The sequence below is a fragment of the Roseateles chitinivorans genome (assembly GCF_050632145.1).
Lineage (GTDB): Bacteria > Pseudomonadota > Gammaproteobacteria > Burkholderiales > Burkholderiaceae_C > Roseateles > Roseateles chitinivorans_B.
Map to the genome: position 1 here is coordinate 4,333,640 of NZ_CP192577.1, position 18,436 is coordinate 4,352,075.

At 70.3% G+C, this 18,436-nt stretch carries 15 protein-coding genes and 1 pseudogene; 12 read left to right on the forward strand and 4 right to left on the reverse strand.

The annotated features are described in order from the left end of the window. The first annotated feature begins 394 nt into the window (after nucleotides 1-394). Nucleotides 395-766 (forward strand): VOC family protein, encoded by a 372-nt coding sequence (locus ACQ86G_RS19940; RefSeq protein ID WP_431256948.1) that lies wholly within the window; start codon nucleotides 395-397, stop codon nucleotides 764-766. Nucleotides 767-833: 67 nt separating this feature from the next. On the opposite strand, the gene ACQ86G_RS19945 is transcribed toward ACQ86G_RS19940, so the two are convergent. Continuing rightward, on the reverse strand, nucleotides 834-1,589 hold the full coding sequence (locus tag ACQ86G_RS19945) for an SDR family oxidoreductase (RefSeq protein ID WP_431256949.1): 756 nt from the start codon (nucleotides 1,587-1,589) through the stop codon (nucleotides 834-836). Between the two features lie 268 nt (nucleotides 1,590-1,857). After that, entirely contained in the window at nucleotides 1,858-2,688 is an 831-nt protein-coding gene (locus ACQ86G_RS19950) for an amidohydrolase family protein (RefSeq protein WP_431256950.1), read from the reverse strand. A gap of 41 nt (nucleotides 2,689-2,729) precedes the next feature. Between ACQ86G_RS19950 and ACQ86G_RS19955 the strand changes: the two genes are divergently transcribed. Together ACQ86G_RS19955 and ACQ86G_RS19960 are read left to right on the forward strand one after the other, a co-directional pair. Further along, nucleotides 2,730-3,581, forward strand: a complete 852-nt coding sequence (locus ACQ86G_RS19955; protein WP_431256951.1) for a GntR family transcriptional regulator — start codon at nucleotides 2,730-2,732, stop codon at nucleotides 3,579-3,581. Nucleotides 3,582-3,682: 101 nt separating this feature from the next. Beyond that, on the forward strand, nucleotides 3,683-4,663 hold the full coding sequence (locus ACQ86G_RS19960) for a tripartite tricarboxylate transporter substrate binding protein (protein ID WP_431256952.1): 981 nt from the start codon (nucleotides 3,683-3,685) through the stop codon (nucleotides 4,661-4,663). 123 nt (nucleotides 4,664-4,786) lie between these two features. On the opposite strand, the gene ACQ86G_RS19965 is transcribed toward ACQ86G_RS19960, so the two are convergent. After that, nucleotides 4,787-5,869 carry an SDR family oxidoreductase gene (locus ACQ86G_RS19965; protein WP_431261452.1) on the reverse strand — a complete coding sequence of 361 codons (1,083 nt, stop codon included), beginning with the start codon at nucleotides 5,867-5,869 and terminating at the stop codon, nucleotides 4,787-4,789. A gap of 109 nt (nucleotides 5,870-5,978) precedes the next feature. On the opposite strand from ACQ86G_RS19965, the pseudogene ACQ86G_RS19970 reads away from it, so the two are divergent. The 3 genes and pseudogenes from ACQ86G_RS19970 to ACQ86G_RS19980 all read left to right on the forward strand — a co-directional run bounded on the left by ACQ86G_RS19970 (nucleotide 5,979) and on the right by ACQ86G_RS19980 (nucleotide 9,578). Next, nucleotides 5,979-6,946, forward strand: a pseudogene (locus tag ACQ86G_RS19970) (AraC family transcriptional regulator). A gap of 232 nt (nucleotides 6,947-7,178) precedes the next feature. Then, nucleotides 7,179-8,573 (forward strand): hypothetical protein, encoded by a 1,395-nt coding sequence (locus ACQ86G_RS19975; RefSeq protein ID WP_431256953.1) that lies wholly within the window; start codon nucleotides 7,179-7,181, stop codon nucleotides 8,571-8,573. Nucleotides 8,574-8,693: 120 nt separating this feature from the next. Next, complete coding sequence (locus tag ACQ86G_RS19980; RefSeq protein ID WP_431256954.1) at nucleotides 8,694-9,578, forward strand: hypothetical protein; 885 nt, start codon at nucleotides 8,694-8,696, stop codon at nucleotides 9,576-9,578. A gap of 3 nt (nucleotides 9,579-9,581) precedes the next feature. On the opposite strand, the gene ACQ86G_RS19985 is transcribed toward ACQ86G_RS19980, so the two are convergent. Next, nucleotides 9,582-10,712 (reverse strand): FAD-dependent oxidoreductase, encoded by a 1,131-nt coding sequence (locus tag ACQ86G_RS19985; RefSeq protein WP_431256955.1) that lies wholly within the window; start codon nucleotides 10,710-10,712, stop codon nucleotides 9,582-9,584. Here ACQ86G_RS19985 and ACQ86G_RS19990 point away from each other — a divergent pair. The 6 genes from ACQ86G_RS19990 (at nucleotide 10,647) to ACQ86G_RS20015 (ending at nucleotide 18,368) form a co-directional block, all read left to right on the forward strand. After that, a complete protein-coding gene (locus ACQ86G_RS19990) occupies nucleotides 10,647-11,540 on the forward strand; it encodes a TetR/AcrR family transcriptional regulator (RefSeq protein WP_431261453.1) in 894 nt (297 codons plus the stop codon). The two genes, ACQ86G_RS19985 and ACQ86G_RS19990, sit on opposite strands and share 66 nt — an antisense overlap. Before the next feature lie 421 nt (nucleotides 11,541-11,961). Next, nucleotides 11,962-13,488, forward strand: coding sequence for a DUF4331 domain-containing protein (locus ACQ86G_RS19995; protein ID WP_431256956.1), 1,527 nt, complete (start codon nucleotides 11,962-11,964; stop codon nucleotides 13,486-13,488). Nucleotides 13,489-13,502: 14 nt separating this feature from the next. Next, nucleotides 13,503-13,838 carry a hypothetical protein gene (locus ACQ86G_RS20000; protein ID WP_431256957.1) on the forward strand — a complete coding sequence of 112 codons (336 nt, stop codon included), beginning with the start codon at nucleotides 13,503-13,505 and terminating at the stop codon, nucleotides 13,836-13,838. Further along, nucleotides 13,835-15,010, forward strand: coding sequence for a hypothetical protein (locus ACQ86G_RS20005; RefSeq protein WP_431256958.1), 1,176 nt, complete (start codon nucleotides 13,835-13,837; stop codon nucleotides 15,008-15,010). The genes ACQ86G_RS20000 and ACQ86G_RS20005 overlap by 4 nt, the downstream gene beginning before the upstream one ends. Further along, a complete protein-coding gene (locus ACQ86G_RS20010; protein ID WP_431256959.1) occupies nucleotides 15,007-16,185 on the forward strand; it encodes a HupE/UreJ family protein in 1,179 nt (392 codons plus the stop codon). Before ACQ86G_RS20005 ends, ACQ86G_RS20010 begins: the two co-directional genes overlap by 4 nt. Further along, nucleotides 16,182-18,368: a TonB-dependent receptor gene (locus tag ACQ86G_RS20015; protein ID WP_431256960.1), complete on the forward strand. Its 2,187-nt coding sequence runs from the start codon at nucleotides 16,182-16,184 to the stop codon at nucleotides 18,366-18,368. The genes ACQ86G_RS20010 and ACQ86G_RS20015 overlap by 4 nt, the downstream gene beginning before the upstream one ends. Nucleotides 18,369-18,436: the final 68 nt, after the last annotated feature.

The window sequence follows — 18,436 nt, forward strand, 5'->3', positions numbered from 1 at the left end:
CCGCTCGAGATCCACGCGGGGAAACAGCGAGCGGTAGGCGCAGACCAGCACGTAGACGCCGGACAAAGCCAGGTGCAGGTGCGCCTGGACACTGCTGATCGGCACGAACTGCAGCACCGCCAGCCACAGGCAGACGTTCAGCGCGGCGATCCCGCGAAGGGCACGCCACCAGGACAGCACGCCGGGATCCACGCCGGCGACGCCTATCGAATGATTGTGTCGAATTGATGACATCGCGGCGAGCGTACCCGCGAGTCGGTCATCCGGGGAATGGCCCGGAAGGCTCATCCGGCGAGAGCGGGGTCGGCGAGGGGCCGGCAAGGGTTGGCGAGGTGCCGCGTGCGGGGTCTCTCGGCGGATGGCGCGATGATGGGTCATCGCTTCAGGAGACCTCATGTTCGACCACGTCAAATTCGGTGTCCGCGACTATGCCGCGAGCAAGGCGTTCTATCTCCAGGCGCTCGGACCGCTCGGCGTCACGATCGGCGGGGAGGGTGTGCCGAGTTACGGCATCGAGATCTGCGGCAGCAACAACGCGTCGCTGTGCCTGTTCGAGACCGCGGAGCGGACGGCGCCGCTCCACATCGCGTTCGTCGCGCAGACCCGCGAGCAGGTCGATGCCTTCCATCGCGCCGCGCTGGCGGCCGGCGGAAAGGACAACGGCCCGCCCGGACTGCGTCCGAAGTACCACGCGAACTACTACGCGGCCTTCGTCATCGATCCGGACGGGCACAACATCGAGGCGGTCTGCCACTCGGCGGGCTGACCCCGCCTCGGCGCCTGGATGCTTCATCGCCTCATCGCCTCAGCGCCTCAGCGCCTCAGCGCGCCGCTCAACCCGGATTCATCGCGGCAAAGAGCGTCTCGTACCTGCCGTCGCGCTCCGCCCACCGGCGTGGGAGGTCGCGGTCGAGCAGCACTTCGCCGCGCGGCGTCCGGCCGTCCTCGAGCAACTGCAGCACCTCGGCGACGTAGTCCGTCAGCGGCATCGCGCGCGGATCGCTGGCCTGCTGCGCGCCGGTCAATTCGGTCTGCACGTAGGGTGGCGACAGTTCCAGGACCTCAATCGGCACGTGGCGCATCTGATGCCGCAGCGACTGCAGCCAGGAATGCAGGAAGGCCTTGCTCGCGCAGTAGGTCGGGAAGTCCGCGCGCGGCACGAAGGCCAGCGCCGAGCCGGTCGCCAGGAAGGCCGCGTCCGCCTTCCCCTTGAGCAGCGGCAGCACCGCGGCCGCGACGCGCACCACGCCCAGGATGTTGGTCTGCACGATGGCCTCGGCATCGTCCGCGGTCCATGCATCGCGGGTCATGTCCTCGGTGCGGGAGATGCCGGCGTTGGCGATGACGACGTTGAGTTCGGGGAAGTGCGCCCGCAAGGTCGCCGTGAATCGCGCGAGCGAGGCGGGGTCGTCGACATCGAGCGCCAGGCCGACGAGGCCCGGCCGCGCGAAGCTCATGGCCTCGAGCAAGGCCTGCCTGCGGCCCGTGACGATGACGCGATTGCCGCGGTCATGGAGGGCTTCGGCCAGCGCGCGGCCGATGCCGCTGGAGCCGCCGGTGACGAGGATGGTGTTGCCGGTGAGTTTCATGGGAAGTCCTTCTGGGTTCTGGGAACCGGATTGCTGTGAAGCCGCAAACCAGACCGGCAGAAGGACGCCCGGGCGTGAGGGGACCCGGGCAGGCGCTGCAGGCGGTCATCGAAACGGCGTCACGATTCATCGAGAACTGCCCCGCTGGGCTCCTCTCGACAAAGGACGCGTTGGATGACGGTAACGCCTACGGCAGCGCGCAAGGCACTGCGGGGCGGAGTGTAGCCCGGCTGGCGGCGGGGCCGCTCGGACGCCGCTCAGGAGCCGCTCAGAAGCCGTAGAGGCTGAGCGCGTTGTCGGTGAGCACGACCTCGGTCATCGTGTCCGAAGCCAGCCAGTCAGCGAGCCACCGCGGCGATGCCGACGTGGCCTGCGAGGCCTCATGGGCGGTGCACGGCCAATCGCTGCCCCACACCAGCCGCATCGGTCCCACGCGGTCCAGCCAGCGGGCTGCCAGGTCCTGGGCCTCGCAACCTTCCGCCAGCCGATAGGGGGCGCTGAGCTTCACGAAGAGCCGGTCGTGCTGACCGGCGACCAGGCCGCTCACCTCGGTCGGCGACGCCGGCTTGCCGAAGTGGTCGACGACGACCGTCAGCGATTCGGGCAGCTGACGCAGCACGTCCGCGAGTCGCCCGTGGTCCGTGTGGACCTGCAGGTGCCAGGACAGCGCCTCGAGCTGATCGAAGAGCGGATGCAGCGCCTCGTCGATGCGGTGGTCGGTGCCGACCAGGTTGAGCCGGACGCCGCAGACGCCGAGCGCGTCCATGCGCCGCAGGTCGTTGACCGCGAAATCGGGCGAGACGACGGCCACGCCCCGCAGTTGCGCGGGACGTTGCGCCAACAGCTGGAGCAGATGCGCGTTGTCCGTGCCGAGGAAGCTCGGCTGCACCAGCACGCCGTGCGACACGCCGTGCGGCGTGACCGCCGCATCCCAGGCCTCGATCGGCGCGGCATAGGCCGGGACATAGCGCGATCCCGGCGCGCCGGCGGTCGTCAGATCGAACGCGTGGAAGTGCGTGTCGACCACGCCCGTGAGGGGCGGGGACACGGCCTCGGGCTGACCTTCGGGCTTGACGGCGGGGAGGGGCGTCGGCATCATGAACGAATTCTAGTCCTATAGAGGACTATAGGAAAACTGACTTGAGTACAGCCAGCCGTCAGCGTGCAAAGAGCCCTCCGATCCCCCCGAGTCCTCCGCGGTCCCGGGCTTCGAGGACGTCCGGCACACCGGGCACACCGGGCACACCGGGCACACCGGGCACTGCGGACCACGGTCGCGTCCCGGCCGCCGGCGTCAGCCGTTATGCGCAACTGGCGCAGGACCTGCGACAGCGCATCATCGACGGCGAGTGGTCCGCCGGCGCGGCCATCCCGTCGGAGACCGACCTCGCGCAGCGCTTCGGCGTCGCGCTGGGCACGGTGCGGCAGGCCGTCGCCATGCTGGCGGCCGAGGGCATCATCCAACGCGTGCACGGCAAGGGCACCTTCGTCACGCAAGGCTTGAACGGCCCGTCGCTGCTGCGCTTCTTCCGCTTCCGCGGTCCCGCGGACGGACCGCCGACGGCGCAGATCCGGCGCTGCCAGACGGTGCGCCTGCGCGCGGCCGAGGCGAAGGCGCTCGGCCAGGAGACCGGCGACGGCGCGCTGCGCGTGAAGCGCGTGCGGCTGCTCGACGGGAAGCCTGTCCTCGCCGAGGACATCCTGCTGCCGCTGGCCCGTTTCGCCGCGTTGCGCGACCTGCCGCCGGGCGAATGGGAAGACCTGCTCTACCCGATGCTCGCGCGCCTGTGCGGCGTGACGGTCGCGCGTGCCAACGACGAATTGACCTTCGGTCATCTGGATGCCGCAACCGCGGCCTTGCTGGACCTGCCTGAGGGCGCGCCCGGGATCCGTGTCGACCGTCAGGCCTTCGACCTCGGCGGCCAGTGCATCGAGCTGCGCACCACCTGGGGCGACGCCACCGCTTTCCACTATAGCGCCGAGATGCGCTGATGACCCCCAGCGCGCGGAGTGCGCCGTTCCCTGATGCACGGATCGCGCCGTTCCCTGATGCGCGGCGTGCGCTGTTCCCCGTCCTTCCCTGGAGACTCCCGATGATCACCCAACGACGCCATGCCGTGCTGACGGCGCTGGCCCTGGCCGCCCTGACGACCTTCTCCGGCGGCGCCGCGGCGCAGGCCTGGCCCACCAAGCCCGTGACCTTCATGGTCAGCTACCCGCCCGGGGGCGGCGCCGACCTGATCGCGCGGCTGATCGCGCCCAAGGTGGGCGAGGCGCTCGGCCAGACCATCATCATCGAGAACCGCCCGGGCGGCAGCGGCCAGATCGCCGCCGGCGCCGTGTCGCGCGCGCCGGCCGACGGCTACACGCTGCTGTTCGACGCGTCCTCGTACGCGGTCACGCCGACGCTGTTCCCCAACTCGCCGTACAAGCAGGGCAAGGCCTTCAAGACGGTCGCGGTGACGGCGCTGTTCCCCAACGTCGTGCTGGTGAATGCGCAGTTCCCGTCGAAGAACGCCGCCGAACTGGTGGCCGCGGCCAAGGTGAAGGCGGACGCGGTGGCCTTCGCCTCCTCGGGCAACGGGTCGGCGCAGCACATCGCCGGCGTGCTGTTCGAGCAGTCCGCCAAGGTCGAGATGATGCACGTGCCCTACAAGGGCGGCGGTCCGGCGCTGACCGATGTCATCGGCGGTCAGGTCCCGGTGTTCTTCGGCAATGTGGCCTCGACGCTGCAGTACGTGAAGCAGGGCAAGCTGCGTCCGCTGGCGGTCAGCGGGAAGAAGCGATCCGCGGCGCTGCCCGACGTGCCGACCGGCGCGGAGGCCGGCCTGCCTGGCTTCGAGATGTACGAATGGAACGGCCTGTTCGCGCCGGTCGGCACGCCCGCGCCGGTGATCGACCGCCTGTCCAAGGCCGTGCAGCAGGCGCTGGCCTCGCCCGAAGTCAAGGCGCGGATCGCGGAGCTCGGCGGCGACGCGTTCCACGGCGGCGTGGCGGAGTCCGAGAAGTTCGTGGACGCCGAGCTGAAGCGCATGGCGAGTTTGATCAAGGAACGCAGCATCACCGTCGAGTGAACGCGGCTCCGCTTTGGGCGCACCGCGTCGTTGCAAATCCTCGCCATAGCGCTGCTATGGCTCCGGTTTGCGCCTAGCGGTGCATCCCAAACCGGAGCTGCGTGGCGCGCGTGGCGCGCGGGGTCAGTCGCGGAGCATCTTCAACCGGACGAGACTCTCCGCGGTCGCGATGATCGCCTCCTCGTTGGAGCGCGGGCGCCAGCCGAGCAGGCGTCGGGCCTTGTTGCCGGAGGCATTGAGGTTCCGGTCGAGCAGCGAGGCGACGCTGCGTCCCGCGGGCGTGCCGCGTCCGATCAGCTTGACGAACCAGTTCGGCAGCACCCGCGTCTTCACCCGGCGCGCGGCGGCGCCGAGCTGACGCTTGAGCACCTTCGCGATGTCGACCATCCACAGGCTGTCGCCGGCGGTGGCGAGGAAGCGCTCGCCGTTGGCTGCCGGATCGACCATCGCGCGCAGATGCAGGTCCGCGACGTCGCGGACGTCGACGATGCCGGTGTTGATCTTCGGGCAGCCGGGCTGGCCGTTCATCATCCGCTGGATGATGCCGATGGAATGGGAGGTGTCGGGACCCAGCGCCGGACCGAGCACCGCGACCGGGTTGATCGCGGAGAGCTCGAGCCCGCGGCCTTCCTTCGCGATGAAGTCCCAGGCCGCGCGTTCGGCCAGCGTCTTGGACTTCTGATACGGCCAGACCTCGCCGGACTTGCCCGAGAGATCGCTCCAGTCGGTCTCGTCGAAGGGGCGCGACATCGGGCCGTGGCCGGCGCAGATCGCGCCGAAGGCGGAGGTCAGCACGACCCGCTTGACGCCAGCGTCCCGCGCCGCGCGCAGCACGCGCAGGTTGCCGTCGACCGCGGGGCGGATCCAGTCGTCTTCGGTCGTCTGGGCGCCGGAAGGCGTCGGCGACGCGCCGTGCAGCACGTAGCGGCATCCCGCGGCGGCCTCGGCCCAGCCGGCGTCGGTCGACAGGTCGGCGACGACGAAGGACAGGCGATCGCCGGGCTCGGCGCCGCCGGTGCGCAGATGCGTGAGCACCTCCGCTTCGCGCTTGGCCGAGCGCAGCGTGGTGCGCACGCGATAACCGGCCGCGAGCAGCGCCAGGATGCAGTGCTGCGCGATGAAGCCGGTGCCGCCGGTCACCAGGACAAGGTCGCCCCGCGGGTCGTCGGATTCCGTCGGGCCTGGGGAGTGGTTCGAGTGGCTCATGTCGTGGATGCAGTTCCTGTCGTTCACGGGGGCATTGCCGGCGGGCATCCGGTGCGGTGCCTGCCATGGCGCATGACCGGCACGATAGGCGGCGAGGTCTGAACTGTGAATGCTTGAGCGTACGCATCACTTGCGCGATAGTTCGGAAATGCAGGCAGATCCGTTCTCCGACATCCTCAAGTTCACGCGCGCGGCGTCGCTGGTCACCGGCGGATTCCAGGCCGGCGGCGAGTGGGCGATCCGTTTCCCCGCACCGGACAAGATCAAGTTCTTCGCGGTCGTGAAGGGCCGTTGCTGGGTGCGGATCGAGGGCGAGCCGACGGCGCGCCTCTTCGAGACCGGCGACGTGGGGCTGTTGGCGTCGAAGCGGATGCTGGTGCTGTCGAGTGCGTTGGACGTCGAGCCGGTGGACGCGATGGCGCTGTTCTCCGGCTCGGGCCGGTCGACGGCCACCTTGGGCGACGGCGGGGACTTCGCGCACATCGGGGGTCATGTCTTGCTCGACCCGGCGAGCGCACGTCTGCTCGAAGGCGTGCTGCCGGCGTGGATCCACATCCAGGCCGCCTCGCCGCGGGCGACGGTGTTCCGCTGGGTGCTGAACCAGCTGGTCGAGGAACGCGCCCATCCGCTGCCCGGCGCGCAGCTCGTGACGGAGCAGCTGTCGCAGCTGCTGTTCATCCAGATCCTGCGCGCGCATCTGGAGGCCTCGGGTCCGCTGCCGGCGGGATGGCTGCGCGCGCTGGCGGATCCACGCATCGCGCCGGCGCTGCGCCTGATGCACGGCGAGCCGTCGCGCAGCTGGCATCTGGAGGAACTGGCCAGCGCCTGCGCGATGTCGCGGACGACCTTCGCCGTGCGCTTCAAGGAGGTCGCCGGCCTCGCGCCGCTGAGCTACCTCGCCGACTGGCGCATGCGCCTCGCGGAGCGCGCGTTGAGGAGGAGGACACGCCGGTGGCGGTCCTGGCGCGCTCGCTCGGCTACACGTCCGAGAGCGCCTTCAGCAATGCCTTCAAGCGGGTCACCGGGCGATCGCCGAAGGCATGGCGGAACGCCGCGGCGGACGCCTCTGCCGGTTGATCGGCCGACTGATCGCCCGGCAGATCGGCGGGAAAAGGCCGGATGAGCGACCGGGCGAGCGACCGGGCGAGCGACCGGGCGAGCGGCCGGACGCGTGTGGCCCTGTCGCGCGAGACCGATGTCGTTTGGCCGAAGGTCACTCAGCGTCGGCGCGCGCGCCGATTAGGCTTCCGGGCTGATGGACGGGGGCGCGGCCATGGAGCGCGGCCCCACCGATGCCTGGAGCCCTTTGATGATCGAACAAGCCGCCTTCGCTGAACTCTTCCGTGGCCGTCCGGTGCCGCAGGAGTTGTCCCGTCTGCTGGACTTCCAGAACGACCTGGACGCCGAATACACCGAGAGCCTCTACCTGACCCTGCGGGAAACGAACGGGTTGACGGCCGGCTGGTCCAAGGATCCCGCCTTCCTCGCCCGGTTGACCGCCTTCGGCGTCGCCACCGGGTCGGGCTCGTTCTACGCGTTGTGGAATCCCGAGGACGGTTCTGCGCCGGCAGAGTGGCCGGTGATCGTGTTCGGCGACGAAGGCGGCGAATGGGTGATCGCCGGCAACGTGCGCGAGCTGCTGCAGCTGGCGGCGTTGGACGTCGAGCCCATGGTCATGCACGACAGCGCGTACTTCTACATCGACGAGGACGAGGATGAAGACGACGACGAGGATGAAGACGACGACGGCGAGTACATCGAGGCCATCGTCGCCTACCGCGACTGGTTGAAGGCGACCTTCGACCTGGAGGCCGTCGAGGATCCGGATCCCGTGGTCGAGGCCGCCCAGGCGCGATGGCAGGCTGCGTTCGATGCATGGAAGCGGCCGTTCCTGCAAGGGGATGAGGGCACGGACACCGATGCCGCGTCGCACGACGAGGTGGACGGGGAGACGGACGCCGCGGACGAGGCGTGCTCCACCGACGAGGCGGACGCGCCCGCGCCGACCCGCCCCGACACGCCGGAGCGCAAGCTGCTCATGGACTTCATCGCCGACGAGGCGACCTCGATGCGCTATGGCGAGCAGGGCAAGTTCTGGCCGAGCCACCATCACCTGATCACGCCCCTGATCGGCAAGGCCGGCAAGTTCCTGGTGGAGGCCGAGCACACCGCGTTCTTCTTCCACCTGCTCCGGCTGGACCACCTGCCGTCGCTGAAGTCGGAGGAGGACTTCGCGCTGCTGCTCCGTGCCTACGAAGGACTGCGCAGCATCGTGTGGCGCGGTTATCCCGTGTGCAGCCTGCCGCTGCATGCCGCGGTCTTCCTCTTCGGCCACGACCAGTTCGCGCGTCTGCCCGGGGAGCCGGAGCCGTCCCTGGCGGGCTACCAGTCGTCGCTGACCTTCCTGCGGTACGCGCGCTCGTTCTCCCACATGCCCGGGATCATGGGCAAGCGCCAGAAGTTCGCGGACCTGAGCGCCGATCGCGCCCTCGTGGCCCGGGTCCGCAAGACGCTGGTGCACGGCAACCAGGAACTGCTGGACGGGCTCGGGCAGCTGTGGCTCTGGGCCTTCGTGTTCCTCGTCCTGCAGGTGGAAGAGGAGGCGCAACCGGTCATCCGGCAGATCCGCGACGACGCCGCCAAGGCGGGCGATCCCAAGCACGTGGAGACGCTGGAGCGGTTCATCGCCGCCTCGGCGGGATGAGTGGTGGCCCTGTCACACCGTTGTCATTTGTCCGACACAGACTCCTGATCACAACAACAAAAAGAAGAGACGAACATCCCGAGCAGGAACGACCAGAACAAGAGCGACCAGTCCCACGACATGCGTCGCCATCGGGGCAAGGACAGCCTCCTCGAAGTGCTCCTCCAGCGCTTGCGCCAAGCCAGCTTGACCTGGCACCTTCGCCGGCATGAGCGGCGTCAACGTGCGATCACCCGCCGACGAGGCCAGCCGGTCCCACCGGCGCTTCCCCTGCCGCTGAAGTCCGCCTGGCTCGCCTGGGTGGACATCGAGCATCCCGGCTGGAAGCCCGGCGAGGGCGGCTGGCGGCTCGCGGCCCATGCCCTCGTCCAGTTCTTCGACGCCAGCGCAGCCGCCGCGCCGCTTGGATGCGCCTTGCCCTCGCGAGCCGCCGATCTGGTCTGGCACCTGTGGATCGAGCACGATCCCGACGGGCTCGCCGCCTGGCAGCAGTCACGCTATGGCCGGACGGTGGCGCACCGCGAGCACGAGGCCGGCGACGACACCGGCGCGGCCTTGGCGCGCTGTCTGGTCCGCGCCGCGCGGGCGGAGCGGATCTCCCCGGTCAAGGGGCCGCTGCCGCTGGTGTTCCGGGTCGACGGGATTCTGGGGACGCCCTGGGGTTGGGCCTACGAACGCATCGCCGGCACGGTGCGGCACAAGGACCTGCTGGCGGATGGCCGGGCCGGCGGGAGTGCGCATCCGCACTATGCGCTGATGCCAGCGGCGCTGTTGACGTTCGGTCTCGTCAGCTGGCGCGAAGCGGGACCTCTGGCGCGCGAACGCGCGAAGACGGGCGACAAGACCGGCGACAAGGGCGACGGAAGTTCGTGCGGCAGCGCGTGCGGGGGCAGCCTCGGTGGCGGGGATCACGGCTGCGGAGGCGGTGCGGGTGACGGCTGCGGCGATGGTGGTAGCAGTGGCAGCAGCTGCGGGAGCAGTTGCGGCAGCGGCTGCGGGAGCTGAGGGTCAGGCGTCGCGTGCGTGGTTGAGGAACCTCACCAGGCTGTGCGGCGCTTCGTGGCCGAGGCACGCGTCGAGCACTTCGGCCGCGCCCGCGGCGGCCTCGATGCTGCGAGGGAAGAGCGTCTGCTCATAGGCCGTGAGCGCGGCTTCGAGATCATCGGGATGTGCCGCGATCGCCTGGCCGAGCTCCGCGCCATCGACCATCGCGAGGTTCGCCCCGTCGCCCGCGGGCGGCATCAGATGCGCCGCGTCGCCGAGCAGCGTCACGCCGGGGACCCGATCCCATCGGTGATCCGACGGCAGCGCATGGAGCGGGCGCAGCACGGGATCCGTCTCGCCATCGGTGATGAGCGCAGTCAGCGCGGGATCCCAGCCGTCGAACTCGGCCGCCACCCGACGCAGCGCAACGGCAGGATCGGCGACCTCGATCCCGGCGACCCACGCCATCGGCTTCTGCACTGCCACATACGTGTGCAGCATGCCGTCCGGCTCGCGGTGGGCAAAGATGCCCCGGCCCGGCGCCATCGCGAAGAACGCGCCGCCGCCCACCGCCCGGGCGCTCGCCGGATGCCGGACATCGGCGTCGGACAGGTAGGTCTCGATGAAGGTCGTGCCGATGTAGGCGGGCTTCGCCTCGGAGAGCAGCGGGCGGACTTTCGACCACGCGCCGTCGGCGCCGACCAGCAGATCCGTCGACACCGTCGATCCGTCGGTGAAGGTCAACGCGTGCCGACCTGCGCCGAGCGCGGCGACCGCCGCCAACTTGCGACCCCATTGCACCGTGCCCGCGGGCAGCGCGTCCAGCAACAGGCGGCGGAGCTCTCCGCGGCGGACCTCGGGCCGTCCGCCGAGGCCGTCGTCGGGGTGGTCGAGCAGCACCGCGCCGTGCTGGTCGAGCACGCGCGAGGCCTGGCCGCCAGGATGGATGAGACGGACGAACTCGTCATGCAGCCGAGCAGCCTTCAACGCGAGCTGGCCGCTGTCGTCGTGGATGTCCAGCATGCCGCCCTGCGTGCGCGCCGTGGGCGAGGCTTCCGCCTCGTAGACGGTCGAGGCGATGCCGTGGACATGGAGTACCCGGGCGAGCATCAGGCCGCCGAGGCCGGCGCCGACGATCGCGATCGTGCGTGTCATCTTGAAATCCTTCAGGGTGGGGTGACATCGCCCGAACAGGAACGGCCGATGCATGGAATGACGTTCCATGATGATGGAGCGGCGTTCCAGTTGTGTCAAGATCGGGGCATGGTCAAGAAGACACGTCCGCCTCAGCGGCGGGAGGATTCCCTGTCGCGGGATCGCATCATCGAAGCGTCGATCGAGCTGCTCGACAGCGCCGGGGAGGGCGGGTTGACCTTCCGGGCCTTGTCGGAGCGGCTCTCGACCGGACCCGGCGCGATCTACTGGCATGTCGCGAACAAGGGCGATCTGCTCGTCGCGGCCTGCGATGCGGTGATCGCCGGCGTGATGGCCGCGCACGTGGACAAGCATGCCGACACGCAGACGCCAGAGGACACGATCCGCGCGCTCGCGCTCGGCCTGTTCGATGCGATGGACGAGCATCCGTGGATCGGCTCGGTGCTGTTCCACTCGGCCGGCGCGTTGCCGGCGGTGCGCGTCCTCGAATGCCTCGGGCAGCAGGTGCGCGCGCTCGGCGCGCCGTCGGCGGGCGAGTGGTCCGCGACCTCGGCGCTGCTGCACTACATCCTCGGCGTCGGCGGACAGAACGCCGCGAACCGGCTCTCGGCGCAGACGCGCGAACTCGACCGGGACGACTTCCTCGGCGAGGTGGCGGACGCGTGGTCGGCGCTCGACGAGCGCGACTACCCGTTCACGCGATCGGTGGCGGATGCGCTGCGCGCGCACGACGACCGCGGCGATTTCGTCGCGGGGATCGATCTGATCCTGGGCGGGATCAAGGGGGCGGCGGGCATGCCGCCCGTGAAGCGATCGAAGGGGCGGTGATCGCTCTGGATCCGCGCGGCATGGGCGAACTGAAGCCGCCGCCCTCCGGGCTGCGACGCCTCAAGGTCTTCGCCGAGATCACGACGAACGTCTGGGCATCGCGGTGCACCCGCCTGCCTCCGCCGGAATGTCCCCCGGTTCCGGCCCGGAAGTGACACGGATCCCGCTCGTGCGCGGCCGCGTACGCAGCGCTGCGTCGTTCGGATTCATCGGAAACGCTCGGGAGCTGTCCCGCCCATCGCTGACGCGATGACGGCGGAACGGGGCGTGTGCTTGCCCTCCGGGAGGAGCGGTGGACATCAAACCCGCGACACGGACCGGAACCGCGCATCCAAGGCGCCCCCGGCCGCGTAAAGGGACTCGGGCGGCACTTCCGCGCCCGCCCCCACCACATCGTTCCCTCAACCACGAGGAGCCTTCCATGATCCAGTTCCCATCGACGCCGCTGCGCGCCGGGCTGTTCGCCGCGAGCGCGCTCTGCGCGGGCCTGGCCTTCGCGTCCAGCCATCGCGAGGCGCCGTTCATCACCACCGTCCCCAAGGCGGATGCCACGGACTTCTACCTGTTCATGAGCTACGAGGCGGGTCGGGCCGACTACGTGACGCTCATCGCCAACTACGTGCCGCTGCAGGATCCCTTCGCGGGCCCCAACTACTACGCGATGGATCCGAACGCGCTCTACGAGATCCACGTCGACAACAACGGCGACGCCAAGGAAGACATCACCTTCCAGTTCCGCTTCAAGAACACGCTCAAGGCCACCGCGCTGACCATCGGGGACAAGACCGTGCCGATCCCGCTGGTCCAGTCCGGCCCCGTGGCCGACGTGAAGGCCGCCACGCTCAACGTGAACGAGAGCTACACCGTCGACATCGTGCGCGGCGATCGCCGCACCGGCACGCGGTCGTCCATCGGCAACCCCGGCGGCGGCACGTCCTTCGACAAGCCCGTGGACAACATCGGCAAGAAGACGATCGCCGATTACGCGGCCTATGCGGCCAAGCACATCTACACGGTCAATATTCCCGGTTGCAACCAGCCGGCCAAGGTCTTCGTCGGTCAGCGCAAGGACCCGTTCGCGGTCAACCTCGGCACGATCTTCGACCTCGTGAACGCGCCGGTGGCGCTGATCACCGATCCGGCCCAGATCAACGCGGCACCCAACACGCTCGACGGCAAGAACGTCACCACGCTCGCGCTCGAGGTCCACAAGAGCTGCCTCGTGTCCGGGACCGAGCCGGTGATCGGCGGCTGGACCTCGGCCAGCATGCGCCAGGCCCGCATCATCGATCCCGCCCCCAAGGCCGGCCACCAGACCGCCGACAAGGCCGGCGGCGCCTGGGTCCAGGTCTCGCGCCTGGGCATGCCGCTGGTCAACGAGGTCGTCATCGGCCTGCCCGACAAGGACCGCTTCAACAGCGCCAAGCCGAAGGACGACGCGCAATTCGCCACCTACGTGACCAACCCGACCCTGCCGGCGCTGCTCGCCACGGTGCTCAACCTGCCGGGCTCCGCGCCGACCAACCTGCCGCGCAACGACCTGGTCACCACCTTCCTCACCGGCATCAAGGGCGTGAACCAGCCGGCGAACGTGGTCGCGTCGGAAGAGCTGCGCCTGAACACGTCCATCGCGGCCGTGCCCTTCGCGCAGCAGAACCGCCTGGGCATCGTCGGCAACCTGCTGGCGCACGGCAACGACAACGCCGGCTATCCGAACGGCCGTCGGCCCAAGGACGACGTCGTCGACATCTCGCTGGTGGCGGTGATGGGCGGCCTGTGCATGGCCAACGGCGACACCGACGCGCTGGCCTTCGGCGCGGCCTGCAAGCCGTCCGCGGTGCCGCTGGGCGCCACGGCCTTCAAGCTGCATGACGCGGTCGACCAGGCCGTCGTGCCGCTGCTGCCCGGCTTCCCCTACCTGTACACGCCCATGGGCGGTACGCAGTGACCGAGGAGTCCATCATGAACGAGTCCTCTTCGCGTCCGTCCCGATCCCGGGATCACGACAGGCGGATCCGCGCGACGGCCTGGCGCCGTCCGGCCATCGCGCTGACGGCGATCGCCGGCGCGGCGATGGTGGCCGGCTGCTTCGGCGGGGGCGGCGGCGGTGACGACGGCGGTCCCGTCGACGCGACGCCCGCGTCGGTGCCCGACAGCGCGCTCGGCTCCTCCACGGCCTACACGCAGTTCACGCTGACGACGGCGCAGTCGAGCAGCGAGACCGCGGAGCCGCTGACGGCGGACAACGTGACGACGCCGCCCGCCAGCGAGACCGACGAACCGGCGTCCGTCAGTTGAGCGCCGCGCGGGCCTGCGCGCTCGCGTGCCTCGCCGTTGCCGCAGCGGTCGCGTCGGCGGCGCCCTTCACGCCTCGTCAGGACGACGAGGTCGTGGAGCGGCTGCCGCTGCGCGCCGGATCGGCGGGCGAGCGCGCGCGTCAGCGCGCCGAGCAACGGGTGCTGGCGCAGCAGCCGCGTGATCTCGGACTGGCGCTGCGCGCCGCGCGCGAAGCCATCGAGCGCAGCCGGCGCTACGGTGATCCGCGCGACCTCGGCACGGCACAGGCGTGGCTGCGGCCGTGGTGGAGCGATCCCGCCGCGCCGCCCGCGGCACGACTGCTCAAGGCGACGGTGCTGCAGGCGCGGCACGACTTCGACGCGGCGCTCGGGGAACTCGACCGCCTGATGGCCGAGCGCGGATTGCCGGTCGCCTTGCAGGCGCAGGCGGCGCTCACGCGCGCCGGCATCCTGCAGGTGCGTGGGCGCTGGGACGAGGCGCGGGCGGGATGCCAGCGGCTGGCGGCGCCGCCGCTGTCGCTGCCGCACGGCCACGCGTGCCTGGCCGAGCTCGACAGCCTCCAGGGCAGGGACGCCGCCGCGACGCAACGGCTGGCGGCGCTCGATCGCGCGCCGGGCGCGCCGCATGCGTGGATCGCGCTGCTGCGGGCCGAACTCGCCGAGCGCGAGGGAATCGCGACGGCGGGGACGCTGTATGCACGGGCGCTGCAACTGGACGACGACCTCTACGTCCGCGCGGCCTATGCCGATTGGCTGCTCGATGCGGGGCGACCGAAGGACGCCGCCGCCATCGTGCGCGCCGGTCAACCGGAGGGCGTGGATCAACTCCCCGACACGCTGTTGCTGCGCCTGGCCATCGCCTGGAAGCGGGCGGGCGATGCCGGCGCGGCGGGCGCGGCCACGGAGATGCAGCAGCGCTTCGAAGCGGCGGCGTTGCGGGGCGACACCAGCCACGGGCGCGAGCGCGCGCGCTTCGCGCTCGACGTCCGGGACGACGCGGCGACGGCATTGAAGGAGGCCACGATGAATTGGGCTCAGCAGCGCGAGCCGGCGGATGCGGTGCTTCTGCTGCGCGCCGCGCGAGCGGCGAAGCAGCCCGACGCGGCCGAACCCGTCCGAACCTTCGTCCGCGAGCGATCGATGCGGGACCAGCGTCTGAAGGAGGGCGGATGAACGCGTGGTTCCGACGAGTCCTCGCGGCCTGCCTCGCGCTGGCTGGCGTCACGGGCGTTTCCATCGCCGAGGCCCACAAGGCCAGCGACGCCTACCTGCAGCTGCGAACGGACGGCACTGCCGCGACGCTGCGCATCGACATCGCCCTGCGCGACCTGGACCGCGATCTGGTGCTCGACGCCGACGACGACGGCCTGCTGCGCTGGGGCGAGGTGCGATCGCGCGCGGCGGACATCGAGTCGCTCACCGACCTCGGCGTGCGGATGGAGATCCGCGACGCGCAGGGCGCCGCCTGCCGGGCCGGCGCCCACGCGCCGCTGCAGCTGGCGCAGCACAGCGACGGCCGGTATGCGGTGCTCGTGCAGACGTGGACATGCGCCCAGGCGCCGGCCAGCGGCAATCTGTCCTATGACCTGTTCGCGACGACCGATCCGACGCATCGCGGCGTGCTGGTCTGGCGGCAGGGCGGCGCGGCGAAGACCGCCGTCGTCGCGCCGGGAACGGCGGGCATGACCGCGGCACTGGGAGCGGAAACGGGATCTGAGCCCGCCCGGACGCACAGCCTGGCCGGCATTTTCCGCGACGGCGTGCATCACATCTGGATCGGCGTCGACCACGTGCTGTTCCTCGTCGTGCTGCTGCTGCCGGCAGTGCTCAGGCGCGAGGCCGGACAGTGGCGCCCGGCTGCCGCGTGGCGATCGGCGCTGTGGAGCGTGCTCGGCGTGGTCACAGCCTTCACCGTGGCGCATTCGATCACCTTGGCGCTGGCGGTCTTCGACGTCGTCAATCCGCCGACCCGCTGGGTAGAAAGCTTGATCGCGCTCAGCGTGCTGCTCGCGGCGCTGAACAACCTGCGGCCCGTGCTGGTCGAGACGCGCTGGCGTCTGACCTTCCTCTTCGGACTGGTGCACGGCTTCGGCTTCGCGAGCGCGCTGAAGGACCTCGGTCTCGCACGGTCCGAACTGGCGGCACCGCTGGTGCTGTTCAACCTTGGCGTGGAGGCGGGGCAGCTGGCGATCGTCGCCGTGCTGGTGCCGCTCGCCTGGGCGGGGCGGCGTTGGCGCGGCTATCCGCGATGGGTGCTGGGCGCGGGATCCGCGATCGTCGCGCTGGTCGCGATCGTCTGGCTGGTCGAGCGGCTCTTCGATGTGCAGATCCTGGGAGTAGGCGCATGACAACCGATCTCGTGATGGCTGCGGCGGCGGTGACGCTGGCCATGAGCGTGATCAGCGCGGCACGCGCCGCTGAAGCGGCGACGGACGCGATGAACGGCTCCACGTCCACGTCTGCGACCGCCACCGCCGCTGCCACCGCCACTGCCACTGCCACTGCCACTGCGACCGCCACCGCAATGACGCAGACCGTCGCGCTGCAACGCGTCGAGGTCGAAGGCCGCCACTACGACAACGGCATTGGCAGCAGCGACGCGGCGTCGCAGGGAACGATCCGGGCGGGGCTCCTCAAGAGCCGGCCGGTGCTGCGGCCCGGCGAGGTGCTGGAGTTCGTGCCTGGCCTGATCGTCACGCAGCACAGCGGCGACGGGAAGGCGAACCAGTACTTCCTGCGCGGCTTCAACCTCGACCACGGGACCGACTTCGCCACGACGGTGATGGGCCTGCCGGTCAACATGCCCAGCCACGCGCACGGGCAGGGGTATGCCGACCTGAACTTCCTGATCCCGGAGCTCGTCGATCGGATCGACTATCGCAAGGGGCCGTACTTCGCCCGCAACGGCGACTTCGCCGCGGCGGGCTCCGCCGACATCGACTACCTGCGCGAGCTCGACGCCCCGTTCGTCAGCCTGACGCTGGGCGAGGGCCGTTACCGGCGCGCGCTCGCCGCCGGATCGACGCGCGTCGCGCAAGGCGTGCAGCTCCTGGTCGCGGTGGAGGCGATGGGCAATGACGGTCCGTGGCGCCTGCCGGAAGACCTGAGCCGGCGCAACCTCGTCCTGAGCCTGTCGGGCGCCTCCGGCACCGATCGCTGGCGCGTCGGGCTGATGGACTATCGCGCCGACTGGACGTCGACCGACCAGGTGCCGCAGCGCCTCATCGATGCCGGGCGCTTCAACGGCCGGCCGTTCGGCCGCTTCGATGCCATCGACCCGAGCGACGGCGGCAGCACGCGCCGCAGCAGCCTGTCCGGCGAATGGTCCCGTGACGACGGCGATCGCGGCACCCGCGTGACCGCGTACGCGATGGCGTACCGGCTGTCGCTGTACTCGAACTTCACGTATGCGATGGAACGTCCCGACACCGGCGACCAGTTCGCGCAGAAGGACGATCGCCAGGTCTACGGCTTCAGCGCGAGCCACGCGGTGGAGACGACGCTCGCCGGGCTGCCGGCCCGCGGCGAGGTCGGCGTGCAACTGCGCCAGGACCGCGCGCGGGTGGGGCTCTTCGACACCGAGGCGCGCGCGACGATGGCCACCACGCGCGACGACCGCGTGCGGGAGACGCTGGCGAGCGTTTACGGCGACCTCGGCGTGACGCTCACGCCCTGGGCGCGCACCGTCGTCGGCGTGCGTGCGGACCAGGCGCGGTTCCGCGTCGACAGCCTCAGCGATGCGACGAACTCGGGCTCCGCACGGCAGACCCTGGCGTCGCCGAAGTTCTCGCTGATCCTGGGACCCTGGTCACGCACCGAGTTCTTCCTCAACGCCGGCCGCGGCTTCCACAGCAACGACGCGCGCGGCGTCACGGCGCGCGTCGATCCACGCACCGGCGATCCGGTGGACTCCGTGCCGGGGCTGGTCAAGGCCAAGGGCTACGAGTTCGGCGTGCGCAGCGAGATCGTGCCGGGTCTGCAGAGCTCGCTGGCGTGGTGGAAGCTCGATTTCGATTCGGAGCTGGTCTACGTCGGCGACGCCGGCGCCACGGAGGCCAACCGGCCGAGCCAGCGGCACGGCGTCGAATGGAACAACCGCTACGTGCCGGTGCCGTGGCTGCTGATCGATGCCGACCTCGCCTGGACGCGGGCGCGCTTCTCCGATGCCGATCCCGCCGGCGCGCGCATTCCCAATGCCGTCGACAAGGTCGCCTCGTTCGGCGTGACGGTGCGCGAGCTGGGACCCTGGTCCGCCAGCCTGCAATGGCGCTACCTCGGCAGCGCGCCGCTGATCGAGGACGACAGCGTGCGGTCCCGTTCCTCGCTCACGACCAACCTGCGCGTGAGCCGCCGCTTCGGCGCGAAGACGGAGGTGACGCTGGACGTCTTCAACCTGTTCGACCGCCGGGTCAACGACATCGACTACTTCTACGAATCCCGGCTCCCTGGCGAGGCACAGGCCGTCGCCGACCGCCATGTGCATCCGGCGGAGCCGCGCACGCTGCGCGTCACCCTGCGCCGCAGCTTCTGAGGCGGAGCCCGCCATGCCGGTCTGCGTTGAACCTGTCGGAGCCCTTCTGACCTCCGGTCTGATCCATT

Bases quoted from the DNA above. Each gene is read 5' to 3' on its own strand.
- ACQ86G_RS19940 (WP_431256948.1), top strand. From the start codon at position 395: ATGTTCGACCACGTCAAATTCGGTGTCCGCGACTATGCCGCGAGCAAG.
- ACQ86G_RS19945 (WP_431256949.1), bottom strand. From the start codon at position 1,589: ATGAAACTCACCGGCAACACCATCCTCGTCACCGGCGGCTCCAGCGGC.
- ACQ86G_RS19950 (WP_431256950.1), bottom strand. From the start codon at position 2,688: ATGATGCCGACGCCCCTCCCCGCCGTCAAGCCCGAAGGTCAGCCCGAG.
- ACQ86G_RS19960 (WP_431256952.1), top strand. From the start codon at position 3,683: ATGATCACCCAACGACGCCATGCCGTGCTGACGGCGCTGGCCCTGGCC.
- ACQ86G_RS19965 (WP_431261452.1), bottom strand. From the start codon at position 5,869: ATGAGCCACTCGAACCACTCCCCAGGCCCGACGGAATCCGACGACCCG.
- ACQ86G_RS19975 (WP_431256953.1), top strand. From the start codon at position 7,179: ATGATCGAACAAGCCGCCTTCGCTGAACTCTTCCGTGGCCGTCCGGTG.
- ACQ86G_RS19980 (WP_431256954.1), top strand. From the start codon at position 8,694: ATGCGTCGCCATCGGGGCAAGGACAGCCTCCTCGAAGTGCTCCTCCAG.
- ACQ86G_RS19990 (WP_431261453.1), top strand. From the start codon at position 10,647: ATGGAGTACCCGGGCGAGCATCAGGCCGCCGAGGCCGGCGCCGACGAT.
- ACQ86G_RS19985 (WP_431256955.1), bottom strand. From the start codon at position 10,712: ATGACACGCACGATCGCGATCGTCGGCGCCGGCCTCGGCGGCCTGATG.
- ACQ86G_RS19995 (WP_431256956.1), top strand. From the start codon at position 11,962: ATGATCCAGTTCCCATCGACGCCGCTGCGCGCCGGGCTGTTCGCCGCG.
- ACQ86G_RS20000 (WP_431256957.1), top strand. From the start codon at position 13,503: ATGAACGAGTCCTCTTCGCGTCCGTCCCGATCCCGGGATCACGACAGG.
- ACQ86G_RS20010 (WP_431256959.1), top strand. From the start codon at position 15,007: ATGAACGCGTGGTTCCGACGAGTCCTCGCGGCCTGCCTCGCGCTGGCT.
- ACQ86G_RS20015 (WP_431256960.1), top strand. From the start codon at position 16,182: ATGACAACCGATCTCGTGATGGCTGCGGCGGCGGTGACGCTGGCCATG.